The organism is Pseudomonas baltica, assembly GCF_031880315.1.
Classification (GTDB): Bacteria; Pseudomonadota; Gammaproteobacteria; order Pseudomonadales; family Pseudomonadaceae; genus Aquipseudomonas.
On record NZ_CP134771.1, the window covers coordinates 344,999 to 366,437 of the forward strand.

At 60.8% G+C, this 21,439-nt stretch carries 19 protein-coding genes, 1 pseudogene and 1 riboswitch; of the genes and pseudogenes, 12 read left to right on the forward strand and 8 right to left on the reverse strand.

What is annotated here, in order from left to right:
- Positions 1-67: 67 nt before the first annotated feature.
- From REH34_RS01635 to REH34_RS30075, 4 genes are all read right to left on the reverse strand, one after another.
- Complete coding sequence (locus REH34_RS01635; RefSeq protein WP_226504496.1) at positions 68-1,501, reverse strand: MFS transporter; 1,434 nt, start codon at positions 1,499-1,501, stop codon at positions 68-70.
- A gap of 25 nt (positions 1,502-1,526) precedes the next feature.
- A complete protein-coding gene (locus tag REH34_RS01640; RefSeq protein WP_226504497.1) occupies positions 1,527-2,330 on the reverse strand; it encodes an N-acetylmuramoyl-L-alanine amidase-like domain-containing protein in 804 nt (267 codons plus the stop codon).
- A gap of 214 nt (positions 2,331-2,544) precedes the next feature.
- Positions 2,545-3,432: an RHS repeat-associated core domain-containing protein gene (locus REH34_RS01645; RefSeq protein ID WP_311970505.1), complete on the reverse strand. Its 888-nt coding sequence runs from the start codon at positions 3,430-3,432 to the stop codon at positions 2,545-2,547.
- Between the two features lie 148 nt (positions 3,433-3,580).
- Positions 3,581-3,784, reverse strand: coding sequence for a DUF3077 domain-containing protein (locus REH34_RS30075; RefSeq protein ID WP_409373368.1), 204 nt, complete (start codon positions 3,782-3,784; stop codon positions 3,581-3,583).
- Between REH34_RS30075 and REH34_RS01650 the strand changes: the two are divergent.
- The 5 genes and pseudogenes from REH34_RS01650 to REH34_RS01670 all read left to right on the forward strand — a co-directional run.
- Positions 3,773-4,108, forward strand: a pseudogene (locus REH34_RS01650) (queuosine precursor transporter); the annotation flags it as partial. The gene REH34_RS30075 and the pseudogene REH34_RS01650 overlap by 12 nt on opposite strands.
- Before the next feature lie 264 nt (positions 4,109-4,372).
- Positions 4,373-4,621 carry a hypothetical protein gene (locus tag REH34_RS01655; RefSeq protein ID WP_311970506.1) on the forward strand — a complete coding sequence of 83 codons (249 nt, stop codon included), beginning with the start codon at positions 4,373-4,375 and terminating at the stop codon, positions 4,619-4,621.
- A gap of 103 nt (positions 4,622-4,724) precedes the next feature.
- The gene (locus REH34_RS01660) at positions 4,725-4,919 is read left to right on the forward strand and encodes a hypothetical protein (RefSeq protein WP_226504500.1); all 195 of its coding nucleotides are present in this window, start codon (positions 4,725-4,727) and stop codon (positions 4,917-4,919) included.
- Between the two features lie 202 nt (positions 4,920-5,121).
- On the forward strand, positions 5,122-6,168 hold the full coding sequence (locus REH34_RS01665) for a nucleoid-associated protein (protein ID WP_311970507.1): 1,047 nt from the start codon (positions 5,122-5,124) through the stop codon (positions 6,166-6,168).
- Positions 6,146-7,591 (forward strand): hypothetical protein, encoded by a 1,446-nt coding sequence (locus REH34_RS01670; RefSeq protein ID WP_311970508.1) that lies wholly within the window; start codon positions 6,146-6,148, stop codon positions 7,589-7,591. The genes REH34_RS01665 and REH34_RS01670 overlap by 23 nt, the downstream gene beginning before the upstream one ends.
- A gap of 313 nt (positions 7,592-7,904) precedes the next feature.
- On the opposite strand, the gene REH34_RS01675 is transcribed toward REH34_RS01670, so the two are convergent.
- On the reverse strand, positions 7,905-9,035 hold the full coding sequence (locus tag REH34_RS01675; protein ID WP_311970509.1) for an MBL fold metallo-hydrolase: 1,131 nt from the start codon (positions 9,033-9,035) through the stop codon (positions 7,905-7,907).
- 157 nt (positions 9,036-9,192) lie between these two features.
- On the opposite strand from REH34_RS01675, the gene REH34_RS01680 reads away from it, so the two are divergent.
- Complete coding sequence (locus tag REH34_RS01680; RefSeq protein ID WP_226504504.1) at positions 9,193-9,804, forward strand: TetR/AcrR family transcriptional regulator; 612 nt, start codon at positions 9,193-9,195, stop codon at positions 9,802-9,804.
- 133 nt (positions 9,805-9,937) lie between these two features.
- On the forward strand, positions 9,938-11,296 hold the full coding sequence (locus REH34_RS01685; RefSeq protein ID WP_311970510.1) for an amino acid permease: 1,359 nt from the start codon (positions 9,938-9,940) through the stop codon (positions 11,294-11,296).
- A gap of 163 nt (positions 11,297-11,459) precedes the next feature.
- On the opposite strand, the gene REH34_RS01690 is transcribed toward REH34_RS01685, so the two are convergent.
- Both REH34_RS01690 and REH34_RS01695 read right to left on the reverse strand, forming a co-directional pair.
- Positions 11,460-11,990 carry a cysteine hydrolase family protein gene (locus REH34_RS01690; RefSeq protein ID WP_311970511.1) on the reverse strand — a complete coding sequence of 177 codons (531 nt, stop codon included), beginning with the start codon at positions 11,988-11,990 and terminating at the stop codon, positions 11,460-11,462.
- A 211-nt stretch (positions 11,991-12,201) separates the two neighbouring features.
- Positions 12,202-13,020 (reverse strand): helix-turn-helix transcriptional regulator, encoded by an 819-nt coding sequence (locus REH34_RS01695; protein WP_226504507.1) that lies wholly within the window; start codon positions 13,018-13,020, stop codon positions 12,202-12,204.
- Positions 13,021-13,194: 174 nt separating this feature from the next.
- Between REH34_RS01695 and REH34_RS01700 the strand changes: the two genes are divergently transcribed.
- From REH34_RS01700 to REH34_RS01720, 5 genes are all read left to right on the forward strand, one after another.
- Positions 13,195-14,637 carry an alanine/glycine:cation symporter family protein gene (locus tag REH34_RS01700; RefSeq protein WP_311970512.1) on the forward strand — a complete coding sequence of 481 codons (1,443 nt, stop codon included), beginning with the start codon at positions 13,195-13,197 and terminating at the stop codon, positions 14,635-14,637.
- A gap of 316 nt (positions 14,638-14,953) precedes the next feature.
- A riboswitch (cobalamin riboswitch) is annotated at positions 14,954-15,151 on the forward strand.
- A 40-nt stretch (positions 15,152-15,191) separates the two neighbouring features.
- On the forward strand, positions 15,192-16,217 hold the full coding sequence (locus tag REH34_RS01705) for an ABC transporter substrate-binding protein (protein ID WP_311970513.1): 1,026 nt from the start codon (positions 15,192-15,194) through the stop codon (positions 16,215-16,217).
- A complete protein-coding gene (locus tag REH34_RS01710; protein ID WP_226504510.1) occupies positions 16,214-17,251 on the forward strand; it encodes an iron ABC transporter permease in 1,038 nt (345 codons plus the stop codon). The genes REH34_RS01705 and REH34_RS01710 overlap by 4 nt, the downstream gene beginning before the upstream one ends.
- Positions 17,248-18,030 (forward strand): ABC transporter ATP-binding protein, encoded by a 783-nt coding sequence (locus REH34_RS01715; RefSeq protein ID WP_226504511.1) that lies wholly within the window; start codon positions 17,248-17,250, stop codon positions 18,028-18,030. Before REH34_RS01710 ends, REH34_RS01715 begins: the two co-directional genes overlap by 4 nt.
- Positions 18,031-18,145: 115 nt before the next feature.
- Complete coding sequence (locus REH34_RS01720; RefSeq protein ID WP_409373226.1) at positions 18,146-20,554, forward strand: membrane-bound PQQ-dependent dehydrogenase, glucose/quinate/shikimate family; 2,409 nt, start codon at positions 18,146-18,148, stop codon at positions 20,552-20,554.
- Positions 20,555-20,605: 51 nt separating this feature from the next.
- On the opposite strand, the gene REH34_RS01725 is transcribed toward REH34_RS01720, so the two are convergent.
- A complete protein-coding gene (locus REH34_RS01725) occupies positions 20,606-21,439 on the reverse strand; it encodes a sugar phosphate isomerase/epimerase (RefSeq protein ID WP_311970514.1) in 834 nt (277 codons plus the stop codon).

Genomic DNA, 21,439 nt, shown 5'->3' on the forward strand with positions numbered 1-21,439 from the left:
AGTGATACTCCTGTGGGAGCAAGGCTTGCCCGCGAAGAGGCCCTCAAGAACACCGCCTATCCCTGCGTCACCGCTCCAGCACATGCTCCCCCGCCTTGCGTTCCAGCGCATAGATATCAATCAACGCCAGCAACCCAATCACCGCCACCCCCACGAAGGCTACGCGAAAATCGCTGGTCAGTGCATGGTCGCTGTGGCCTTGCACGGCCATCGACAAGCGCAGGAGCAAGGCCCCAACCGCCACGCCCATGCCCATCGCCAGTTGGAAGAACATGCTGAACATCGTCGACGCGGCGCTCATGCCGCTCTTGGGCACGTCCGCGAATCCAACCGAGTTGTAGCAGGTGAACTGCAACGAACGCGACAGCCCGCCCACAAACAACACCAGCGCGATGACCGGCCATGGCGTATCGGCACTCAGCAACGCACAGGCGAGGATCGACAGCACGCCGATCACGCCATTGACCAGCAGCACCGTGCGAAAGCCCCAGCGGCGCATGGTCGCGGTGGTGAACGGCTTCATCAGCAAGTTACCGGCGAACACCGCCAGCACCAGCACCCCGGCCGTTACCGGAGGCAAACCGAAGCCGACCTGAAACATCAACGGCAACAAGAACGGCAAGGCGCTGATGGCGATGCGGAACAACGAGCCACCATAGATACTGGAGCGAAAGGTCGCGAACTTCAGGGCGTCCAGGGCCAGCAACGGCGCCGGATGCCGACGGCAATGGCGAATCGCGACCCACGCCAGCACCACCCCGACGACCAGCATCAGCACCGCCACGGTGAGCCGCTGCGATTGCGCTTCGCCCAGCCACTCCAGGCCCAGCATGATGGTCGCGCAGGCGCCCGCGAGCCACAGGAAACCCAGGCTGTCGAACGGTCGCACATGGTCGTCACGCCCGGCCGGCACCAGCACCAACGCGCCGGCGATCGCGATGATGCCCAGCGGAATATTGACGAAAAAAATCCACGGCCAGGTCGCATAGGTCACCATCAAGCCGCCCAACGGCGGCCCCAGAATCGGCGCCACCAAGCCAGGCCAGGTGATCAGCGCGATCATCTTCACCAGGTCCTTTTTCTCGGTGGTGCGCAGTACCGACAAACGCCCCACCGGCACCATCAAGGCGCCACCGATCCCCTGCAATACGCGAGCGACCACAAAGGTGTCGAGCTCGGTGCACAGCCCGCACAGCAACGAAGCCAAGGTAAACACGGCAATGGCAATGGCGAAGATACGCCGCGCCCCGAAGCGATCGGCCATCCAGCCCGAGAGCGGGATGAAGATCGCCACGGCGATGATATAGGCGGTGATGCCGATGTTCAGATCCACCGCGCCCACACCGAAGGTCTCGGCCATTTTCGGCAAGGCCGTGGTGATCACCGTGGCATCGAGGTTCTCCATGAAAAACGTCACCGCCACCAACAGCGCGACATTGCGGGCTCGGGTGGTGGTGGCCTGATCAGGGCTGGCGGCGATGGCCGGACTCGGGTTAGACATGGGCAATCATCCTTGGTTGAAACGCTCAGATTTTTCCGGTGTCCGGCATCGGCCGCAGCACGACGATGCCCGGAACACTCTTTACGTAGGCCAGAAACGGCGAATCCACCACCTTCATGTTGGCCACACGGTAGGACGCATTGCGCAGCATCGGCCCCTGCTCGGTGGCGATGTAGATGCCCGCGTGGGTCACATCCAGCCCCTGCTCGGGGGTATAGATGCCGATGTAGTCGCCCGTGCGCAGGCGCGCAAGCAGCGCCTGATCGACATAACGGCTGGGGATGTAGTTGACCTGCCGGCGAGTGACGCCCAGTTGCGCGAGGAACGGACTGCCGTCGGCTTTGCGATTGAGGTCCTTGGTGACGCTCAAGCTGTGCTCGCTCAGTTCGCGAGTGACGTCGTAGGCATTGACCGGCTGCGTCGCCGCCCAGTCGGTAAAGAAGTGCCGACGATGGAAGTAGCTGACCTGATTGTCGCTGTAGCGGGTGCGCACCAGGTTCTGCACGAAACCGGCATAGCTCGACGACTTGCGCAGCGCCTCGACGTAATCCAGGTAGGTGAAGCAATCCACGCTACGCAGGTCGACCACCAGTTTTTCCGCAGTCATGGGCGAGCCGATCAACGTCTGAGCCTGGTAAGGCGTACCGAGGAACTGCGCCGACACCGCAGCGATGCGCGCGCCGGCATCGTCGTTGGCGTCGCTGCGCGGCAGGTGCAAGGCACTGTCGATACGCTGCGCTGTGACCGGGTCGATCATCACCAGCGCCGCACTGGCCTGGCCGATCGCGCTGGCACACAGCAGTGCCAGCATCCACTTGAAGATCTTCAACGCCCCCCCTTTTTCGGTAATTGGCTGGGTATAGATTGCCGCGCTGCGTATCGTACATGGGGTGAGTGGGGGTTGAGTGTGAAAATTTGCCGCGAATCGGGCGGATGCAAACATCAATGCGAAATCCCACCGCGCAGCGAGTCCTTCAGGCTAATCAGGAATGGAACGTCTAATGGGCGAAATTGCGCAATCTTCTACAGCACTACACCAGTGATCACGTATGCGTGAACCAATCACTGCGTATACGGGCATTGATTTCAGCTCTCGTTAAAGTGTGTGTCGAATAGGCTGGAGGGAGACCTCTTGTGCTCTGATGTCCGAGAGGGGCTTCAACCTGGTAGGCAGGCGGAAGCTGACGAGTACCGTTTAGTAGCGCCGAAGTTTCATAATCCGGAATCAGGTGATTAAGGCCTGCGACGTTAAACGGCTCCGGTGGAACCGTCCCACGAGGCTGCATATAGCGGAACGGATTAAGATTTTCAGCGCCTGGACCTGGAGGAAGGTAAACGTCTGCGACACCGGCAACCATCTTGAGCATTCGAGCAGCAGTAGTACGGCGCTCGGCCACGAGCGGTAAGGTATGCGCCACAGTGGTCGCACCCATGATACGCGCTGTCAACTCGTCATGGTAACTGGCCAGACCAATTAACCTTTCCATACCAGGAGCACTTATCAATGGCGGCGGTGAGCCAGAAGCAAATGGATATCCAGGTGGGAGCGCAGGCAGCGGTCGATATGAAACTGGGGGCCGGGCGAAGGTTTTTTTAAGCCACTCCCATATTCTTCCTGAGGGATCAGAGCGATTGATCGGATCCCCCGCACAGTATACATACGCATTCAATCCTCCAGCGCTGAACGGACTCAATTCATCGGGTGCGCTGAATCGCCGCAACACCGGATTGAAAGCCCTGTAGCCATGACCCAATAAATAGTGGCCTGTCACTTGCTCACGTTTTTGCCCGCAGAAACTGCCAGAGGGCGAAAGCGAAAAGCCGAACGGGCAGTAGCTGATCCTGATGTGGGACACCTTTCCCACCCAATGCGTCACTGACCTGCCCTGCACCACGCCGGCCAAGATATTTGTTGATCCGTAGATGTGCACCACTGGGTCTCTCGAACTTTGGTTATCGGATCGACTATCCGCGTCGATCAACCAAGTGTCTACTCACAGATCTGCTAGGTCGGTGATGTGCGCTGCGGCATTGGCGATCCTCCAAGAGCTCCTACAGTCGTAGCGCGCGCACCTTGGATCAGCCATCCGATCCTATGGACTGAGCGACGTCGTCCATTATCGCTTTGGCCATTTCGCCGAGGTACAGGGCTGACAGAGCCAGGTGCTTGGTCGGATCACTGTTGCCCAGAGCTGATTCGAAGATGAGCTTGTTGGCGCAGTCTTGCAGGATGGAGGCGTGTTCCAGCGCATCGGTGGCCGGGATGTGGGGGTTATCCAGCAGGTGTCATCTGTTTTAATCGCATCTGCAGTCTCCTTCCTGGTGTCGGAATACGTCAACGCCTATCTGCTCTACAAGATCAAGGAACTGACCAACTCCAGATTTCTTTTCCTGCGGGTATTCCTGAGCACGCTGTTCACAGTCATCCTCGACAGCTTTCTATTCTGCTTTATCGCGTTCTACGGAACATTGGATAATGCCGACATATTGAAGATGGTCTACGTTCAAATCGCCATCAAAGTGATCTTGGCATTTATTAATATCCTCCCCGCTTACGGGGCCAGGGCATTATTCCGACGCTACATCCCGGCAAATCATCCGACCTGAAGCACAGTGGCGAGGTGCTTGAAATATTTTGTCACTTTTTCAAGCGCCACCGCCCAATCTGCATTGTGTTTTACCAAGCATCTGCACCGATGGATAAATCATCAGTAACACCTAATTAAACCAATAGCGTAAGTTTCCGCCCTCGATCGATTCATTACAGGGCAATGCTTCCCTTTTGCCATCGATAAGAAGATCAACTTAGGCGCACCCCGGCAAACTTTGTCGGGAGTTCGGGCGCTACCAACACATCATGTGGGTAGCGTCATGACCGAGGACAAGACCATGACTCATGAAAATAAACGAAATGCCATTGCCTATGTACGCGCGGACATCGACATGCTGTGCGAGCAAACAGAGGACAGCGAACGACGGGCCTTTCACAACCGTGCCCATGGTGGCCTGTTTGCCATTCGGGCCGGGGGCTTGATCACCGATGCAGAACTTCAGGTGATTGCGCAGGAACTTGACGCGGCGAATACCAAAGCGTGCGGCCAGGTGCGTGCTCGCCGGTGATGGGCGTAGTCGCCCAGGCGCACTCCCCAGGCCCGGCATGAAACCGGGTCGGCTTGGCAACAGGGGGACGATACCCGCCCCCATAACTGCAAGGACATACACGATGACCCAGACAGTGGAACAAGCGCAGGCCGCTCTCGACGCCGCGAAGGCCAATTACCTCGCAGAATTGGAGCGCGATTGTGAGCGTCGAGACGGCAGTTTCGCCCAGGAGCAACGCCGAGAGGAGCATCAGCAACGTTTGCGTGAGGCAGTTGCCCAGTGCGAACGCGACCTGGACGCGGCAAAGAAACCGTAATCATTCAACGCGCGCAAAGAACCAAGGCGCGACATTCGCATCTCGACACCAGGAGCACTCATGGCCACTCACGCAGAACTCGTCGCAGAACTCGTCGCAGAACTCGTAAAAGTGTAGCAAGGGAATCCCGTTCCTCTCCCATCGACCAAACAATCAAAACAGCCCGTCATCTGACTATCAGAGGCTTTTGCAGGAGATTAGTGTGAGTTTCTTTACTGATGAAGAAATCGATTCGCTGTCCATCGAGAGTATGATTTTGCATGTCGTGGGCCCCCAGACGTTCACAGCCAACCCAGCCCGCCAAGTGCAACACGAAGCGTTTTTTATCGGCAAAATTATCGATACGGCAGTGGATCCGGTGTTCAGCTTTGACACTCACTCTTCTACCAAACGCAAACTCGAAGACATCGCCAGCGGCAGGAATACCTTCGAACGCGGGGCTCAGGCGCTGGCGTCGAGTTTCAACAGCAAGCACGTGAGCAGCAGCAGTGATGGCGCGTTGTTCATCTTCGAAATGAGCGTCAAAGACCCCAACGTGCGCATCTACAGCTTGATCAAATATGATTATCGCGAGGCGCTGCAGCAAGATCCGAAGCAGCCGGACGGCGTATTGCTGCGGATTATCAATGCCTTTATCGACGACAACCGTGCAGTGCAGAAAGCCGCATTGATCCGCGTAGTCGCAGGTGTTGCCGAGGATGAAGTATCGGCCCGTGATCGGGTAAAACGGGCCGCGCCAGAGCTCTCGGACTACTTCCAGGACTTCCTCGGGGTAGCGCGCGAAGTCGACGATGCAGAGCTGAGCCAAAAGGCACTTGAAGTGGTTCAGGCGACGTTGCAGAAGTTCAAGGCTGTTCTTCCCGATAAGGATGTTTCCACCGCACTGGCGACAGCGCGGGGGATTCTTGGCCAAGCGCCGAAGGTCAATAATCAAGCGATCATCGACGCGATTATCGAGGGCGCGGGTAACCCGACCGATGCCACATTGACCAAGAAGATCACGGACGAAACCCAAAAACGTATCCGCAGGGCCAAACTCGAAAACCTGACCTTCAAGCCGGTGCGCAAGGTATTGCGTCAAGCGCCCACCAGGCGCCTGAAAACCACCGAGGGGGTGATCGTGATCTTCCCGGACGACGCCGCCGGATCAACCGTACAGATCCTCGACAATGGCGCTGCCGGCAAGCGCATCATCATCGACACCAAGCAGATCACGGAAGACGACCTTGTCGCTAGACGCGCTGGCTGAGCTGCTTGATACGCTCGCCAGCGAACACGGCGTATGGATCAATGAAACCCCAGACTGCGTCCTGACATCCAGACTCGACGCCTGTTGCGCAGGCAGATTGGCGATGGCTGTCGAACACCTGGGCTGGTGCTATCAGCTGGTGGACAGCGCGAACAATCCATTCACGCTCGCCAGCCTGGATCAAGACTTCGCGCCCTATCGGCTGACGCTGCATAAAGTCCCTCCACGAGATGACGGCGCGCTGTATCTGCTCACTGCCACAGGCTTCAGCGATACCCTGGATCGCGGACACCCGGCCGATCGCTGGCGGCTGGCGCGGCTGGAGCACTCCTTCACGACCCAAGGACGGGCATACGGCAATTGGCAAGCGCCGCTGTCTTTCAACAAGGCTGCCGAGACCCAACCTCCGCGCACACTGGTCCGAGAAACAGCAGCCAACCGCCGTGTGCCAGAAGATATCCGGTTCTGGCTACTGGCTCAGCACAGCCATATAGATATGACGGATCCTTTGCACAGCATCTGGGCCAGCAAGGCCTTTGACGCGCTGACCCGCGCCTTGGCCAACGAGCTGGGTGCAGACGATGGCGCGCTGATGTTCCATGGCCCGCCGGCACTGCGCTTGCCAGCGTGTGACTTGCCCCCCGCGCAACGGCCGCAGATAGACCCTCTCGGGTTCTCTCAGCTTCAATCCGCGGCGCAATGGGTCTATGAACTGTCCCGAGAGGCTGCCCTTCGCCACTCGATGCTCTCAGCGGAAATTGCGCGTGCAGGGCGGGAGCCCTGCGAACCGGCGAGGTACTTCGCCGCCCACCTGGCTAACGCATTGGACAGCGCGAAAACGGTGTATCAGCTGTATATGAGCGGGCTGGGCATCGATACGCTGAATTCGCTGACTGCCCTGCGCGGGAGTGTCTGTGATGATGCGGCCAGAACCACCGAAGCGACACAGCAGGCCCTGACCAAGGTCGCTGCGGCGCTAGGCGTGGGGCTCACCGTCATCGCCACACGCATCAGCAGCGACATCAGTCCATGGCTCGTTTTCGCAGCCATGCTGGTCGCCTGTATCTATTGTTTTATCGAACTGTGGGCCGGCTGGCGATTGATCCAGATCCGCCGCAAGGCTCGCGATGCCTGGCATCCGCGGTTGTATCGGTTTTTGCCGTCAGCGGATTACAGAGAGATGGTCACTGCGCCTACTGAACACTCGGAATGCGTGTACCTGTGGTCTACGGGCGTCGGGTTTCTGATGGTGGTTTTGTTGAGTACCGTTGCAGTGGTTAACAGTTTCCTATACGTCAGCACGGAGCCTGTTTCAGTCGAGCCAGGACCGAGCACAGAAACAGAGGATCAGGGGCCTACGCGCGAAGGAACTGAATATCCCCCACTCATGCGGCTCACGATTGGGCAACGGTCCACACATTGAAGCCGCTGATTACCTACGCTGGCCTTGATGAGCGCCATGAAGAAAAGCATCCAGGGGCTGCCTGGTCAGATCGTTCAAAGAAAACGGTCTGGCCCTCATAGCTGATCAGCGCTTGGATAAACTGCGACTTGCCAAACAGGCAATTATCTTCTGGTCTCGCCTTCGATCTGACGATAGCCCAGGCCCTTGAGCGGCGTACAGGGTTCAGGCCACGTCACACACCGCTGAGGTTCAACAACCAAATAATCAATTTTGTTGTTTGGACATCGCACACGCCATCTGCGAGTAAATTCAGTCGCAGATGGCGCCACCGTCAACTCTGGCTCACCCCTGACCCGTTGGGCCGCGCCATCCCCTCCCAATCCGGCTTCTGTTCGTTCCCCTGCGTCACCGCGGCCACCTCACCCTCCACCACGCCAATCCACCACGGCGCACACGGGCTCGGGTAATCCAGATAAAACGGCTGCCCCATCTCCGGCGTGGCGATGCGCACATTGCTCTCCCATGCCAGCGCCTGAATGCGATCCAGCGGTTCGTGCCAGGCATGCAGGGCCAGGTCGAAGGTGCCGTTATGGATCGGCATCAGCCAGCGCCCACGCACATCGAGATGCGCTTGCAGACTTTGTTCGGGGTGCATGTGCACATCCGGCCAGTCGACGTTGTAGGCGCCGGTTTCCATCAGCGTCAGGTCGAACGGCCCGAAGCGCTCGCCAATCAGCTTGAAGCCGCTGTGGTAGCCGGTGTCGCCACTGAAGAACACCCGATGCTTGTCGGCGATGATTACCCACGATGCCCACAGGGTCTTGTTGCCGTCGCGCAGCCCGCGCCCGGAGAAGTGCTGGGACGGTGCCGCCACCAACTCGACGCCGTACAAGCGCACCGACTGCCACCAGTTGAGTTCATGCACCTTGGCCGCTGGCACGCCCCATTCGATCAAGGTCTTGCCGACGCCCAGGGGCGCGATGAAGTGCTCGGCGCGGTCCTTGAGGGCGAGGATGGTGGCGTGATCCAGATGGTCGTAGTGATTGTGCGAGAGAATCACCGCGGCCAGTGGCGGCAGCTCGTCAAGGCTGATGGGCGGCTGATGGAAACGCTTGGGGCCGGCCCACTGCACCGGGGATGCGCGCTCGGCGAACACCGGGTCGGTCAACCAGAAACGCTGGTTGAGCTTGAGCAGCACGGTGGAATGGCCGAGACGCCAGACGCCGTTGTCGGGCGCCGCCAGCAACTGGTGACGGGTAATGGCTTGCACTGGAATAGGTGCCGCAGGACGGGTATCGGCCGGTTTGTTGAACAGGCTGTTCCAGATGATCCCAAGGGTCTTGAGGGTGCCGGCGCGATGGCGCGGCGCGTGGTTGACGTAGCGACCGTCCAGCTGGCGCAGGGTGGCTGGGGTATGGCTGGACGCGCTGACGGGGGCGAGGGTATTTGAGGGGTGGGACATGGCGGCATGACTCCATGAAAGGTGCGGCGCTGGCGGGCTGGCCCGACCGAGTGACGGTAAAACGAAAGAGGTACACTACACAGTGTAGTTTCTAGCTTGCATCATTCTCCCAGCCAAGTAAACTGGTCAGTGTACTTATTTTCATTCAAGAGCCCCCATGACCACCCTGCCCCCGAGATTGACCGACCGCAAACGCGAAGCCATCGTCGAGGCTGCCATCGACGAGTTTCGCGATAACGGTTTCGAGGTCACCAGCATGGACCGCATCGCGGCCCGTGCCGAAGTCTCCAAGCGCACGGTGTACAACCACTTCCCCAGTAAAGAAGAACTTTTCGCGGAAATCATGGAGCGACTGTGGTCGCGCTTTCCGCCCGCTTCCGACGACCCCTACCGTCCCGATGTGGGATTGCGCGAACAACTGCGCGAACTGCTCGAAGCCAAGATGGCCAGTTTGTGTGACCAAAATTGCATCGATCTGGCGCGTATCGCCATTGGCGCTACGGTTCATTCGCCTGATCGGGCCATGGTGTGGGTCACGCGTATAAACGAACGCGAGGAGACGGTCAGCGTGTGGGTGCGGGCAGCCCAGAAAGACGGCCGCCTCAAGCCCGTCGATCCCGGTTTTGCTGCCACCCAGATACACGCGCTGATGAAGTCCTTCGCTTTTTGGCCGCAGGTGACACTTAATGAATCACTTCTGTCGCCCGAGCGCCAGGCCGAAGTAGTCGATGGCGCGCTGGACATGTTCCTCAGCTGGTATGCTGTGTAACGGGCCGGCAGCAAGGCCTACCTCTCGCTTCACCACAAACAATGATCGCCAGCTTGCACGCAATGCCAACGTCAATGGCAGACGCTGCGGCGTTCGGCACAGGTCAGTCCGTGTCAAGTACGAAGGATTTTCAATGGAACAGCAAGCGCGCCCCGGCCAATTGCGCCGCGGCCTCAAGAACCGTCACATCCAGCTGATCGCCCTGGGCGGGGCCATCGGCACCGGGCTTTTCCTGGGCGTGGCTCACACCGTGGCCATGGCCGGCCCATCGGTCATCCTCGGCTACGCCCTTGCCGGCGTCATCGCGTTTTTCATCATGCGCCAGCTTGGCGAAATGGTGGTCCAAGAGCCGGTTGCCGGTACCTTCGCGCATTTTGCCGCGCGCTACTGGAGCCCGCAGGCGGGCTTCATGGCCGGCTGGAACTACTGGGTGCTGTATGTGCTCGTGGGCATGGCCGAGCTGACGGCGGTCGGCGTCTATATGCAGTACTGGTGGCCTGACGTCCCGACCTGGATGTCGGCGGCGATCTTTTTCGTGGCCATCAACCTGATCAACCTGCTCAATGTGCGCGTGTTCGGCGAGATGGAATTCTGGTTCTCGATGATCAAGGTCATCGCTATCATCAGCATGATCGTCTTTGGCGCCTACCTGCTGGCCAGCGGCAATGGCGGCCCGGACGCGAGTGTCGCCAACCTCTGGCAGCACGGCGGCTTTTTCCCCAATGGCGTGCGCGGCCTGCTGATGGCCATGGCCTTCATCATGTTCTCCTTTGGTGGCCTGGAGCTGATCGGTATCACCGCAGCCGAAGCCGATGATCCCAAGGTGAGCATTCCCAAAGCGACCAATCAGGTCATCTACCGCATTCTGCTGTTCTATGTCGGCGCGCTGACCGTGCTGCTGTCGCTGTATCCGTGGCAGAACGTCGTCACCGGCGGCAGCCCTTTCGTGCTGATCTTTCACGCACTGGACAGCAACATCGTTGCCACCTTGCTCAACGTGGTGGTGCTGACAGCGGCGTTGTCGGTCTATAACAGTTGCGTGTACAGCAACAGCCGTATGCTGTTCGGCCTGGCCAACCAGGGCAATGCGCCCAAGAGCCTGCTCAAGGTCAGCGCTCGCGGTGTGCCACTCGCAGCATTGGGCGTCTCGGCAACAGCCACCGGCGTGTGCGTACTGATCAACTACGTGATGCCGGCCAAGGCGCTGGAAATTCTGATGGCCCTGGTGGTCGCGGCGCTCGTGCTCAACTGGATCATGATCACCATTACTCACCTCCAGTTTCGCAGTGCGCTGCGCGCTTCAGGCCAGGTGTCGAGTTACAAGAGCTGGGGTTACCCGATCACCAACTATATCTGCCTGGCATTTCTGGCAGGCATTCTGGTGATCATGGCGATGACGCCGGGCATCAACGAATCGGTGCTGTTGATTCCGATCTGGTTGGCCATGCTGGCAGTGGCCTATAGAAGCAAGCTGCGTCGCGCGGGGCGTTAACCAGCAGCTTGACTGGCTGGCGGTGGCGTTGCGGCAATCGCTTTCGCCGCCGAACGCGCAACCTTGCTCCCACAGAGTCGACTGGAATGGCGTCGTACACCCGTAGGAGCAAAGCTTGCTCGCGAAGAGGCCAGCACTGGCTGCAGCAAACCACCAGGCGGGATCAGCCCTGGAAGCTCACCTCGGCAGTCGACAGCAATTTCACGAACGGCCCTGCCAATACCTGATTGTGATGCGCGATGATCGCCGCAGCGTCCAACACCGGACTGTCCATCGTGGTATGGGCATCCGCCACCAGCACCGCCTTGAAGCCCAGGTCCCCGGCCAGACGGGCAGTGCTGTCGATGCAATAATCAGTCTTCATCCCGCAGATCACCAACTCCCCTACCCCCGCGTCATCAAGCCATTCGGCCAGCCCGGTGTTGAAGAAGCAGCTAGGTCGAGTCTTGTCGACAAAATGATCCTGATGAACATCAACCCCGAGCTCCGGCACCACTTGCCATAGCGCACTGCCGGCCGCGATTGGCGAGCCTTCGGGGCCGGTGTGGCGAACCACAACCACAGGCGCTCCGGCAGCTCGGGCTGCCACGATCAGCGCATTGATATTGGCCAGCACCCGCTCCCCCTCGAAAGGCGCTTGCGGTCCATGAAACAAACCGACTTGCATGTCGATCACCAGCAGAGCTTTTTTCATCGTCCTTCTCCATCGTTGGCCAGCCTGGACGGAGAAAACAAAAGGCCCCGTCCAGTGTTTGCTGGCGGGGCCTTTGTTGCATACCGATTCGACTCAGGTACACACCAACGGGCCGCCAGAGGCGGTCGTGGTGGTGGTCGTGAGGTCGAGTTTGTGCGTGTTCATGGGGCAATGCTGCCCTTGCTGGCAATAGAGTGTCAACCCGCAACCGTCATTCGACTTCGTACAAACCGTGCACATTGGGAATGGCCTGCAAGCGCCTGCGCACGTCATCGTCGATCAGCGCATCATCTGGATGATAAAGCCGCACCTGACGATAGGCGTTGATGCGGTTGATCTCCAGCCCCAGAAACTCCCACACCACACGGGTGCAGGCCGGGTTGCGCCGGTCGCCACTGGACACCCCGGTTTTAAGACCGTTGAGGCGCGTAATGCGGCTCTTGAAGCTGGGGATAAGGATGGTCTGGCTCATCTCGTTGACCGTCAACGATTCGAAATCCACCAGAAACAGCCGATCCTGCAACGCGAACGCGGCCCCCAGGTAGCGGCAGCGCACCCAGTCGTCGGCGTGGGGATCGCTGGTGCTGGAACGCTCCTGACGCTCCTGGCGCTCGAACAGAAACGTGCCCTGCTCCTCACGCAGATGCACCAGGGACACCAGGATGGTGCCCGGCACCGACATGCAGTTGGAGTACTCGAAATAATAGCCGCAGTAGCGCGACAGATCTGCGGCCTTTTCCCGCAGCGGCGCCAGCATAGCCAGCAACGGGTCCTGCGGTGCTGGCGTCGGCGCGGAGGATGCGCGGGCACCGATCAAACGCGCGAATTGCTCGGGCGGCAAACCAAGCTCGTAATCCTCGACCCCGAAAAAGTCGCCGATGCGCTTGAGGTTGTAGGCCGTTGGCTGGCTTTGCCCGCTAAGGTACTTGTTGAACTGCGCGCGGTTGATCACCAGCAGCCGACAGACTTCCGAGATAGAGCGGTAGTGGCTGCAGGCAAGTTTTAGATTGGTACTGAAATGTTGACTCATGACCCAGCTTTGAATTGGTGCGACAGACGCCATAATAGCATCAAGTCGCACCAAATCGGAGCAACCCGCGAAATTGTCACAGAGTATGTATCAGCCAATCATGCCCCCCTTTCGCGGTGACGCGTCCGTTGCGCTTGTCTTTACAGGTCAAAACAACAAGAGGGAGCACCTAACATGCTTGAAATGATCAATGATTTCCTTTCCGGGAAAGTCCTTATCGTGCTGATCGTCGGACTGGGGAGCTACTTCACCCTGCGTTCACGATTCGTGCAATTCCGCCATTTCGTGCACATGTTCAGTGTTTTCAAAGAGTCTATCCGTGGTCAGGGTGGCCAACTGAGCTCCTTCCAGGCCTTGATGCTGAGCCTCGCCGGGCGCGTCGGCGCCGGTAACATCGCCGGTGTCGGCATCGCCGTGACCCTGGGCGGCCCAGGTGCGGTGTTCTGGATGTGGGTCACGGCCCTGGTCGGCATGGCGAGCAGCTTCTTCGAGTGCACCCTGGCCCAGGTCTACAAGCGCAGCGAAGGCGAAGGCATGTACCGCGGCGGCCCGGCCTATTACATCCTGCACGGCCTGAATCTGCGCTGGATGGCGATCGTGTTCTCGATCCTGCTGCTGGTCACCTACGGCTTCGCCTTCATGGGCCTGCAGTCGTTCACCGTGACCCACTCGCTGCAGAATGCCTTCGGCTACGACCCGCATTACACCGGCATCATCCTCGCCGTGTTGCTGGGCGTGGTGTTCCTGGGCGGTATCAAGCGCATCGCCTCAGTCTCCGATTTGTTGGTACCGATCAAGACGCTGGCCTACATCGGCGTGACCCTGTACGTGATCTTCACCCAGATCGACCACGTGCCGGCCATGCTCGCCACCATCGTCAAGAGCGCGTTTGGCCTCGACCCGGCCTTCGCCGGCCTGCTTGGCAGCGCCATCGTCATGGGCGTCAAGCGCGGCGTATTCGCCAACGAAGCAGGCCTTGGCAGCGCCCCTAACGTCGCCGCTGTCGCCTCCGTGCGCCACCCGGCCGCTCAAGGCGTAGTACAGGCGTTCAGCGTGTTCCTCGACACCTTCGTGATCTGCACCTGCACCGCGCTGCTGATCCTGCTCTCGGGCTTCTACACCCCTGGTTTCGAAGGCGACGGCATTGCCCTGACCCAGAACTCCCTGGCGGCGGTGGTCGGTGACTGGGGGCGCACCTTCGTCAGCATCGCGCTGTCGCTGTTCGTGTTCACCTGCATCCTCTACAACTACTACCTGGGCGAGAACAGCCTGCAGTTCCTCAGCCGCAATCGCTTCGTGCTGCTGGGCTACCGCGCACTGGTGATGGTACTGATCGTCTGGGGCTCGACCCAGGACCTGTCCACCGTCTTCGCCTTCGCCGACATCACCATGACCGGCCTGGCGTTCGTCAACCTGACCGCGCTGTTTTTGCTGTTCAAGGTCGGCCTGCGGGTGATGCGTGACTACGATGAACAGCGTCGTGCCGGGGTCAAGCAACCGGTATTCGATGCGGCCAAGTTTCAGGATCTGGACATCGATGAAAAAGCCTGGCCGGTAGAGCCTCAGAAAGTTGCTGGAGGCGACTACGCCGCCGAGTTGGCACAAGCGCAACGCTGATTGACGCAGTAGAACGAAAAGCCCCTTGCGAGGGGCTTTTTTGTGGAGGAAAAACCGCTCCAGATCCACCGCTACAGAGCTGCGTAGGATTAATTCCCGCAGATTTCGGAATCGTCCCACATCCAAAAACCTGTTTTTTTGCTACTCAACGATTGGACGTACGCGTAAGGATCTATCAATTACCCGATCCACCGGAATAGACGCGTGCCAATGAGGCTGCGCAGCGTTCCAGGCGCCTGGAAACAAACCCGAGCAAACGACCTGCACCTCACGTCCTTCGCGACGCAGATCAGCATTTCCTCCCGCAAAAACAATCACGTACCATACCCCCGCTGGTTCCTTCACAGGATTAATAGGGAATCCGTCACGCGCCCACCCGCCGTGAAACGGAACTGCCCCCGCAACTGTAGGCGTCGAGCCGCATTCCGTGTACCGCCACTGGGCCCTCCCGGGAAGGCTGGAATGCAGCCATGACACGCCAGTCAGGAGACCTGCCGGCCGCAGTATCGAGTACCCACCGGCGGGGTGTCCGGAGTTCGTAGCGAGCATTTTTCATGTCATTGATTCGTCCAGCCCTTATGTTGAACGGCCTGTTGGCCGGCCTGATCACCTGTAGTCCGGCGTCTGCCGCAGCCACCCATTACCCGCTGACCGTGGACAACTGCGGCACCCCGCTGACCTTCGTACAGGCGCCGCGCCAAGCCGTGACCATCGGCCAGTCGACCACCGAGATTCTCTACGCGTTAGGCCTTGGCGAGCGCCTGGTCGGCACTTCGCTGTGGTTCAACCCGGTACTGCCGGCGTACCAGAGCATCGACGCCAAGGTGCCCCGCCTGGCCGACAATCAACCGAGCTTCGAGGCAGTGATCAACAAGCGCCCGGACCTGGTGGCGGTGCAGTTCGAATGGTCGGTCGGCCCGCAGGGCGCAGTGGCCACCCGCGAGCAGTTCAACGACCTGCACATCCCCGCCTACGTGATGCCCACCGATTGCGAAGGCAAAGACAATCTGGTCGGCGCCGACGGCACCCGCTTGCGCCCGTTCAGTATCGACAGCCTGTACAAGACCATCACCCAGTTGGCGACGATTTTCGACGTCAGTGACCGCAGCACTCAGCTCAACGCCGAATTGGCGGCGCGGCTGGCGGCGGCGCAGGCCAAGGTCGCGGCCAAACAGCTGAACAACGCCACCGTGGCGTTCTGGTTCTCCAGCCCGGACCTGGCCAGCGACCCGTATATGGCCGGGCGCAAAGGCGTGCCGGATTTCATGGCGACGACCCTCGGCCTGCACAACGTGGTGCAGTCGGATGAAGAATGGCCCACCGTCGGCTGGGAGAGCATCGCCAAGGCCAATCCCACGGTGCTGGTGATTGCGCGAATGGATCGGCGCCGCTTCCCGGCGGATGACTACCTGAAGAAGCTCGAATTCCTCAAGAACGATCCGGTGGCGCGCAACATGGAGGCGGTCAAGCACGGCCGCATCGTGATCCTTGACGCGCAGTCGATGGAAGCCACGGTGCGCATGTTCGATGGCATCGATGGCCTCGCCGATGCAATCGACCACTTCAAGCTGCCGAAATGACCCGCAGCCTCGCTGTCGCCTTGCGCCAACTGCTGCTGCGCCTGAGCTGGGTGCTGCCGCTGCTGGCGCTGGCCTTGCTGGCCGGTGTGGCGATCGGTGAAACGCCGTTGGCGCCCAGCGTGGTGCTGCAGACATTGGCCAACCAGCTGGGCCTGGGCAACTATCCGCTGGATGCGATCGATCAAGGCATCATCTGGAACTACCGCCTGCCGCGCGCGCTGGTGGCGGCGGCCTGCGGCGCGGGTCTGGCGACGTGCGGCGTGGTGCTGCAGGCGCTGTTGCGCAACGCGTTGGCCGAGCCGTATCTGCTGGGGATTTCCGCGGGGGCCTCGACGGGTGCGGTGCTGGTGGCGTTGATCGGCATCGGTGGCGGCGCCATCTCGTTGTCGATGGGCGCGTTCAGCGGCGCGGTGCTCGCCTTCGTGCTGGTGGTGTTGCTGGCACGCGCAGGCAACGCGGCGGGTGCCCGCGGGCAGATCATCCTCGCGGGTATCGCCGGCTCGCAGCTGTTCAACGCCCTCACGGCCTTCCTGATCACCAAATCGGCCAACGCCGAGCAGGCCCGGGGCATCATGTTCTGGCTGCTGGGCAACCTCAGCGGCGTGCGCTGGCCGGCGGTGACCCTGGCGGTGCCGGTGGTGTTGCTGGGCTTGTCGGTATGCCTGTGGCACCGGCGCGCGCTGGATGCCTTCACCTTTGGTAGCGACTCGGCAGCGGCCTTGGGTGTCGCCGTGCGCCCGGTGCAATACGTGCTGATCGGCAGCACCGCACTGATGACCGCCGTGCTGGTGTCGCTGGTCGGCTCCATCGGTTTCGTCGGCCTGGTCATCCCCCATGCCATGCGTTTGCTGGTGGGCCTGCGCCATGCACGCCTGCTGCCGGCCAGCGCCTTGGCCGGGGCGGTGTTCCTGATTGCCGCTGACGTCATCTCGCGCACCCTCATCAGCGGCCAGGTGCTGCCCATCGGGGTGATTACCGCGCTGGTCGGCGCGCCGGCGTTCGCGCTCATCCTGATCAAGGCCAGACGCCCATGAGTATTCATCCCACACCAGTACTGGCCTGTACGCAACTGGGCTGGCGCCACCAAGGCGCGACGATCCTTGAGGGAGTCGATCTGCAGGTGCACGCGGGTGAATCCCTGGCGCTGGTCGGCCCCAACGGCTCGGGCAAATCGACCCTGATCAAGCTGCTATGCGGCGTGCTCGCAGCGTCTGCCGGCGAGGTGCGCCTGTTCGGCCAGCCGTTGACCGACTACCTGCGGCGCGATATCGCTCAGCGCATCGCCGTGGTCGAACAGCACAGCGAGACACTCGACGCCATCAGCGTGCGCGATGCGGTGGAATTGGGCCGTACGCCATGGCTGAGCGCCTTGGCGCCGTGGTCGACGGAGGACGATCGGCATGTCCAGCAAGCCTTGCAAGCCGTGGACCTCATGCACCTGAGCAAGCGCCGCTGGCACAGTTTGTCGGGCGGCGAGCGGCAACGGGCGCAGATTGGCCGCGCCATGGCCCAGCAGCCGCAAATCCTGCTGTTGGACGAGCCCACCAATCACCTCGACATCCAGCATCAACTGTCGATCCTGGGACTGGTCCAGCGCCTGCCAGTGACCACGGTGATCGCCCTGCACGACCTCAACCAGGCACTCACTTGCGACCGCGTGGCGGTGTTGGACAAGGGTCGCTTGATTGCCCTCGGTGCACCCGAAGAGGTCCTGGTGCCGGAGTTGTTGTTAAAGACGTTCGGCGTGCATGCGCATTATCTGGTCGATCCTGAAGATGGCGCGCGGCTGTTGCGCTTTCGACCGGTTGACTAACCTGCGCGCTTGATTTTCATGCAGTCTGCGCCGGCATAACCTAATCAATTGGAACCCAAACGCTCCAGCCAGGGTCGATGTGACTACGATTTATCATTCGGCCAGATCCCTCCTCATGCCAATTCCCCAGACGCCGCTGTCGTTACCAATGCGACTGTGGCTCGTGCTGCTGAGCCTGTCGATCGGTGCTGCCGGGCTGTTCATGAGCCTGTTCGGCTATCGATTGCTTGCGCTGCACGGCAGCGCCTATTTCGTCGTTTGCGGCGTGGTCCTGTTGTTGTCCGCCGCGAAACTGGTGCGGGCAAAAACGGCAGGGGTGGCGCTCTTCGGCGTCGCGTATATCGGCTCGGTAGGCTGGGCAATCATGGATGTGGGGCTGGCCTTCTGGCCATTGATGTCACGCCTGCAGCTGCTGACCGTATTGATGATAGCGGTGCTGCTGACCCTGCCGCGGCTCAGGCGCGGCGAAGGTCGCCCCCCCTTGAAAACCCCGACTTACGCCTGCGCCACCGTACTAATACTGGCTTCGCTGGGCGCCGGCGGCTCGATGTTCTTGCCGCATGCAGAGGTACACGCCTCGACGCCCATCCCGCCGCGTATTCCCGTGACAGTCGGTCACGAACAAACCGATTGGCAGCACTACGGCAACACCCCAGGTGCGTCACGCTTCGTCGCCCTGGACCAGATCAACAGCGATAACGTCCAGCGCCTGCAAGTGGCCTGGACCTACCACACCGGTGATATACCCATCAGCCCCACCGGCAACGGCGCCGAGGACGAAACCACGCCGCTGCAGGTCGGCCAGCAGCTGTTCGTCTGCACCCCCCACAACAATGTCATTGCCTTGCAGGCCAGCACCGGCAAACAGTTGTGGAAGACCGAGATCAACGCCCAGCAGAAAACCTGGATGCGCTGTCGCGGGCTGGCTTATTTCGATGTCGATCAACCGGTGTCGCAACCCAGCGTCGCCGGTGCCACGGCTGTGCCATTACCCCTGCCGCAGATTGGCGCGCTGTGCCGTCAACGCATTGTGCTCAATACCATCGAAGCAGAACTGATCGCGCTGGATGCCCACACCGGCCAGTTCTGCACGGATTTCGGCATCGGCGGTCGAGTCGATCTCAAGCCGGGGATCGGCAAGGGCGTGGAATCCAATCAGTACTCGCTGACCTCGGCGCCGACCCTGGCCGGAACCACTGTGGTGGTCGGCGGCCGGGTTGCCGACAACGCCAGCACCGACATGCCCGGCGGTGTGATCCGCGGCTATGACGTGATGACCGGTGCGCTGCGCTGGGCCTTCGACCCCGGTAATCCGCAAGTCCGTTTACTGCCAACGCCCGGCCAGACCTACAGCCGCTCGACACCCAACGTTTGGGCGCCGATGTCCTACGACCCGGCCTCCAACACCGTCTACCTGCCCGTCGGCAGCGCGGCCATCGACTTCTATGGCGTGCAGCACCATCCCCTGGACCGCCAGTTCGGTGCTTCGCTGCTGGCGCTGGATGCCACCACCGGCTTGGAAAAATGGCATTTTCAAACCGTTCACGATGACCTCTGGGACTTCGACGTGCCCATGCCGCCAAGCCTCATCGACCTGCCCCAGGCCGACGGTACCAGCACCCCCGCGCTGGTGTTCGGGACCAAGGCCGGGCAACTGTTCGTGCTCGACCGCCTGACCGGGAAGCCCCTGACCCAGGTCGAGGAACAACCCGTGATGGCCGGTGATATCCCGGGCGAAACCTATTCGCCCACTCAGCCGGTGTCCGTAGGCATGCCGCAGGTCGGCACCGAGCGTCTCAGCGAAGCGGATATGTGGGGCATCACGCCCTTCGACCAGTTGCTGTGCCGCATCGAGTTCAAGTCGCTGCGCTATGACGGCCTGTTCACCCCACCCGGCACCCAGACCACGCTCAACTTGCCGGGCTCGCTGGGCGACATGAACTGGGGTGGCTTGAGTATCGATCCGACTCGCCAGTACCTGTTCGTCAACGACATGCGCGTGGGCCTGGAGGTCCAACTCGTGGCGCAGGGTGAAGAGGTCAAAGGCAAGAAGCCGCCACGTGCACTGCAGGGCACACCTTACGCCATCAGCGTCAAGCGCCGGTTTCTATCGCCGCTGGGCATCCCCTGCCAAAAGCCTCCCTTCGGCACCCTTACCGCCGTCGACTTGAAGACCCGCCAGATCGCCTGGCAGGCGCCGATCGGGACCGTGCAAGACACCGGTCCCCTGGGAATCAAGATGCACCTGCCGATGCCGATCGGCATGCCAACACTGGGCGGCACCCTGGCGACCCAAGGCGGGCTGCTGTTCATCGCCGCAACCCAGGACCACTACCTGCACGCCTTCGACACCGGCAATGGCAGCGAGCTTTGGAAGGGCCGCTTGCCGGTCGGTAGCCAAGGCACGCCGATCAGCTATCGCGACCCGGCCACGGGTAAACAGTACGTGGTGGTCACCGCCGGCGGCGGCCGTGGCTCACAGGATCGCGGTGACTACGTGATCGCCTACGCGCTGCCGGAGTGAACTGCACGGACCCTTATGAGAGCGGGCAAACCTCGCTGACACAGGTGTCCGTCAGCCATTCGCTACCTCGTGCCACAACGCCCGCACCCGGTCCTTGAGCAACAGCGCCTCGGCCCAACGATCAGTGATGTCGCGGCCATCGGCGCCGGTAATGGCGTAGGGTGGCGGGCCCAGTTCGCAGGTAAACGACAGGCTGCCCGTGGTATCCGGCCGCGCCAACCAATCGCTAAAGCCATAGCGCCACCAGCTCATGAACTGCTCTACCCAAGGCTGATGCTGGACGAAGCTGATCGGTACCTGCACCTGTTCGCTACTGGCCACGCGGCCATGATAGGCCCAACTGCGTTGCAGAATCTGGCGGATCTGCGCGTCGTCCACCGGATCGGCCGGGGTCGGCAGCTCGCGGCCGACCACATAGTGCGACAGGTCGGCGAGCAGTTTCAGATCCGGCAGCGCATCGAGGAGGTCTAGGGTAAAGATCAAGTCGTTGGTGATGCGATAGCGGTGAGTCTCGATCAGCACCGGGAAGTCCACCTGCTCGGCCAGACGCTGCCAGCCCTCGATCAGCCCGATGGCCTCCTTGAGGCTGCGCGGACGCACATCGGCTTGCAAGGTCAGGTGATGACAACCGTAACGACTGATCACATCCAGCGCCGCTGCCAGATCATCGACTGTGCGCGGGAACAGCTGGCCTTCGATCTGCAGGCCGAGGCCGTGGGCGGCCGTGGCCAGGCGCTGGACCGCCGCAGGCTGGTAGAAGTGATCGGTAATGCCGTCGAAGCCCGCCGCAGCGATCTGCTCGAGCTGGGCTTCGAGCGGCAGGTCGTTCTGGCCGCGATGGTCGAGCATTGCCCACATCGACTGGAACACCACGAATGCTTTCAT

What these genes read in the sequence shown, in the direction of transcription:
- REH34_RS01635 (WP_226504496.1), bottom strand. Translation starts at nt 1,501, where the DNA reads ATGTCTAACCCGAGTCCGGCCATCGCCGCCAGCCCTGATCAGGCCACC.
- REH34_RS01655 (WP_311970506.1), top strand. Translation starts at nt 4,373, where the DNA reads ATGACCGAGGACAAGACCATGACTCATGAAAATAAACGAAATGCCATT.
- REH34_RS01660 (WP_226504500.1), top strand. Translation starts at nt 4,725, where the DNA reads ATGACCCAGACAGTGGAACAAGCGCAGGCCGCTCTCGACGCCGCGAAG.
- REH34_RS01675 (WP_311970509.1), bottom strand. Translation starts at nt 9,035, where the DNA reads ATGTCCCACCCCTCAAATACCCTCGCCCCCGTCAGCGCGTCCAGCCAT.
- REH34_RS01680 (WP_226504504.1), top strand. Translation starts at nt 9,193, where the DNA reads ATGACCACCCTGCCCCCGAGATTGACCGACCGCAAACGCGAAGCCATC.
- REH34_RS01685 (WP_311970510.1), top strand. Translation starts at nt 9,938, where the DNA reads ATGGAACAGCAAGCGCGCCCCGGCCAATTGCGCCGCGGCCTCAAGAAC.
- REH34_RS01690 (WP_311970511.1), bottom strand. Translation starts at nt 11,990, where the DNA reads ATGAAAAAAGCTCTGCTGGTGATCGACATGCAAGTCGGTTTGTTTCAT.
- REH34_RS01695 (WP_226504507.1), bottom strand. Translation starts at nt 13,020, where the DNA reads ATGAGTCAACATTTCAGTACCAATCTAAAACTTGCCTGCAGCCACTAC.
- REH34_RS01700 (WP_311970512.1), top strand. Translation starts at nt 13,195, where the DNA reads ATGCTTGAAATGATCAATGATTTCCTTTCCGGGAAAGTCCTTATCGTG.
- REH34_RS01705 (WP_311970513.1), top strand. Translation starts at nt 15,192, where the DNA reads ATGTCATTGATTCGTCCAGCCCTTATGTTGAACGGCCTGTTGGCCGGC.
- REH34_RS01710 (WP_226504510.1), top strand. Translation starts at nt 16,214, where the DNA reads ATGACCCGCAGCCTCGCTGTCGCCTTGCGCCAACTGCTGCTGCGCCTG.
- REH34_RS01715 (WP_226504511.1), top strand. Translation starts at nt 17,248, where the DNA reads ATGAGTATTCATCCCACACCAGTACTGGCCTGTACGCAACTGGGCTGG.
- REH34_RS01720 (WP_409373226.1), top strand. Translation starts at nt 18,146, where the DNA reads ATGCCAATTCCCCAGACGCCGCTGTCGTTACCAATGCGACTGTGGCTC.
- REH34_RS01725 (WP_311970514.1), bottom strand. Translation starts at nt 21,439, where the DNA reads ATGAAAGCATTCGTGGTGTTCCAGTCGATGTGGGCAATGCTCGACCAT.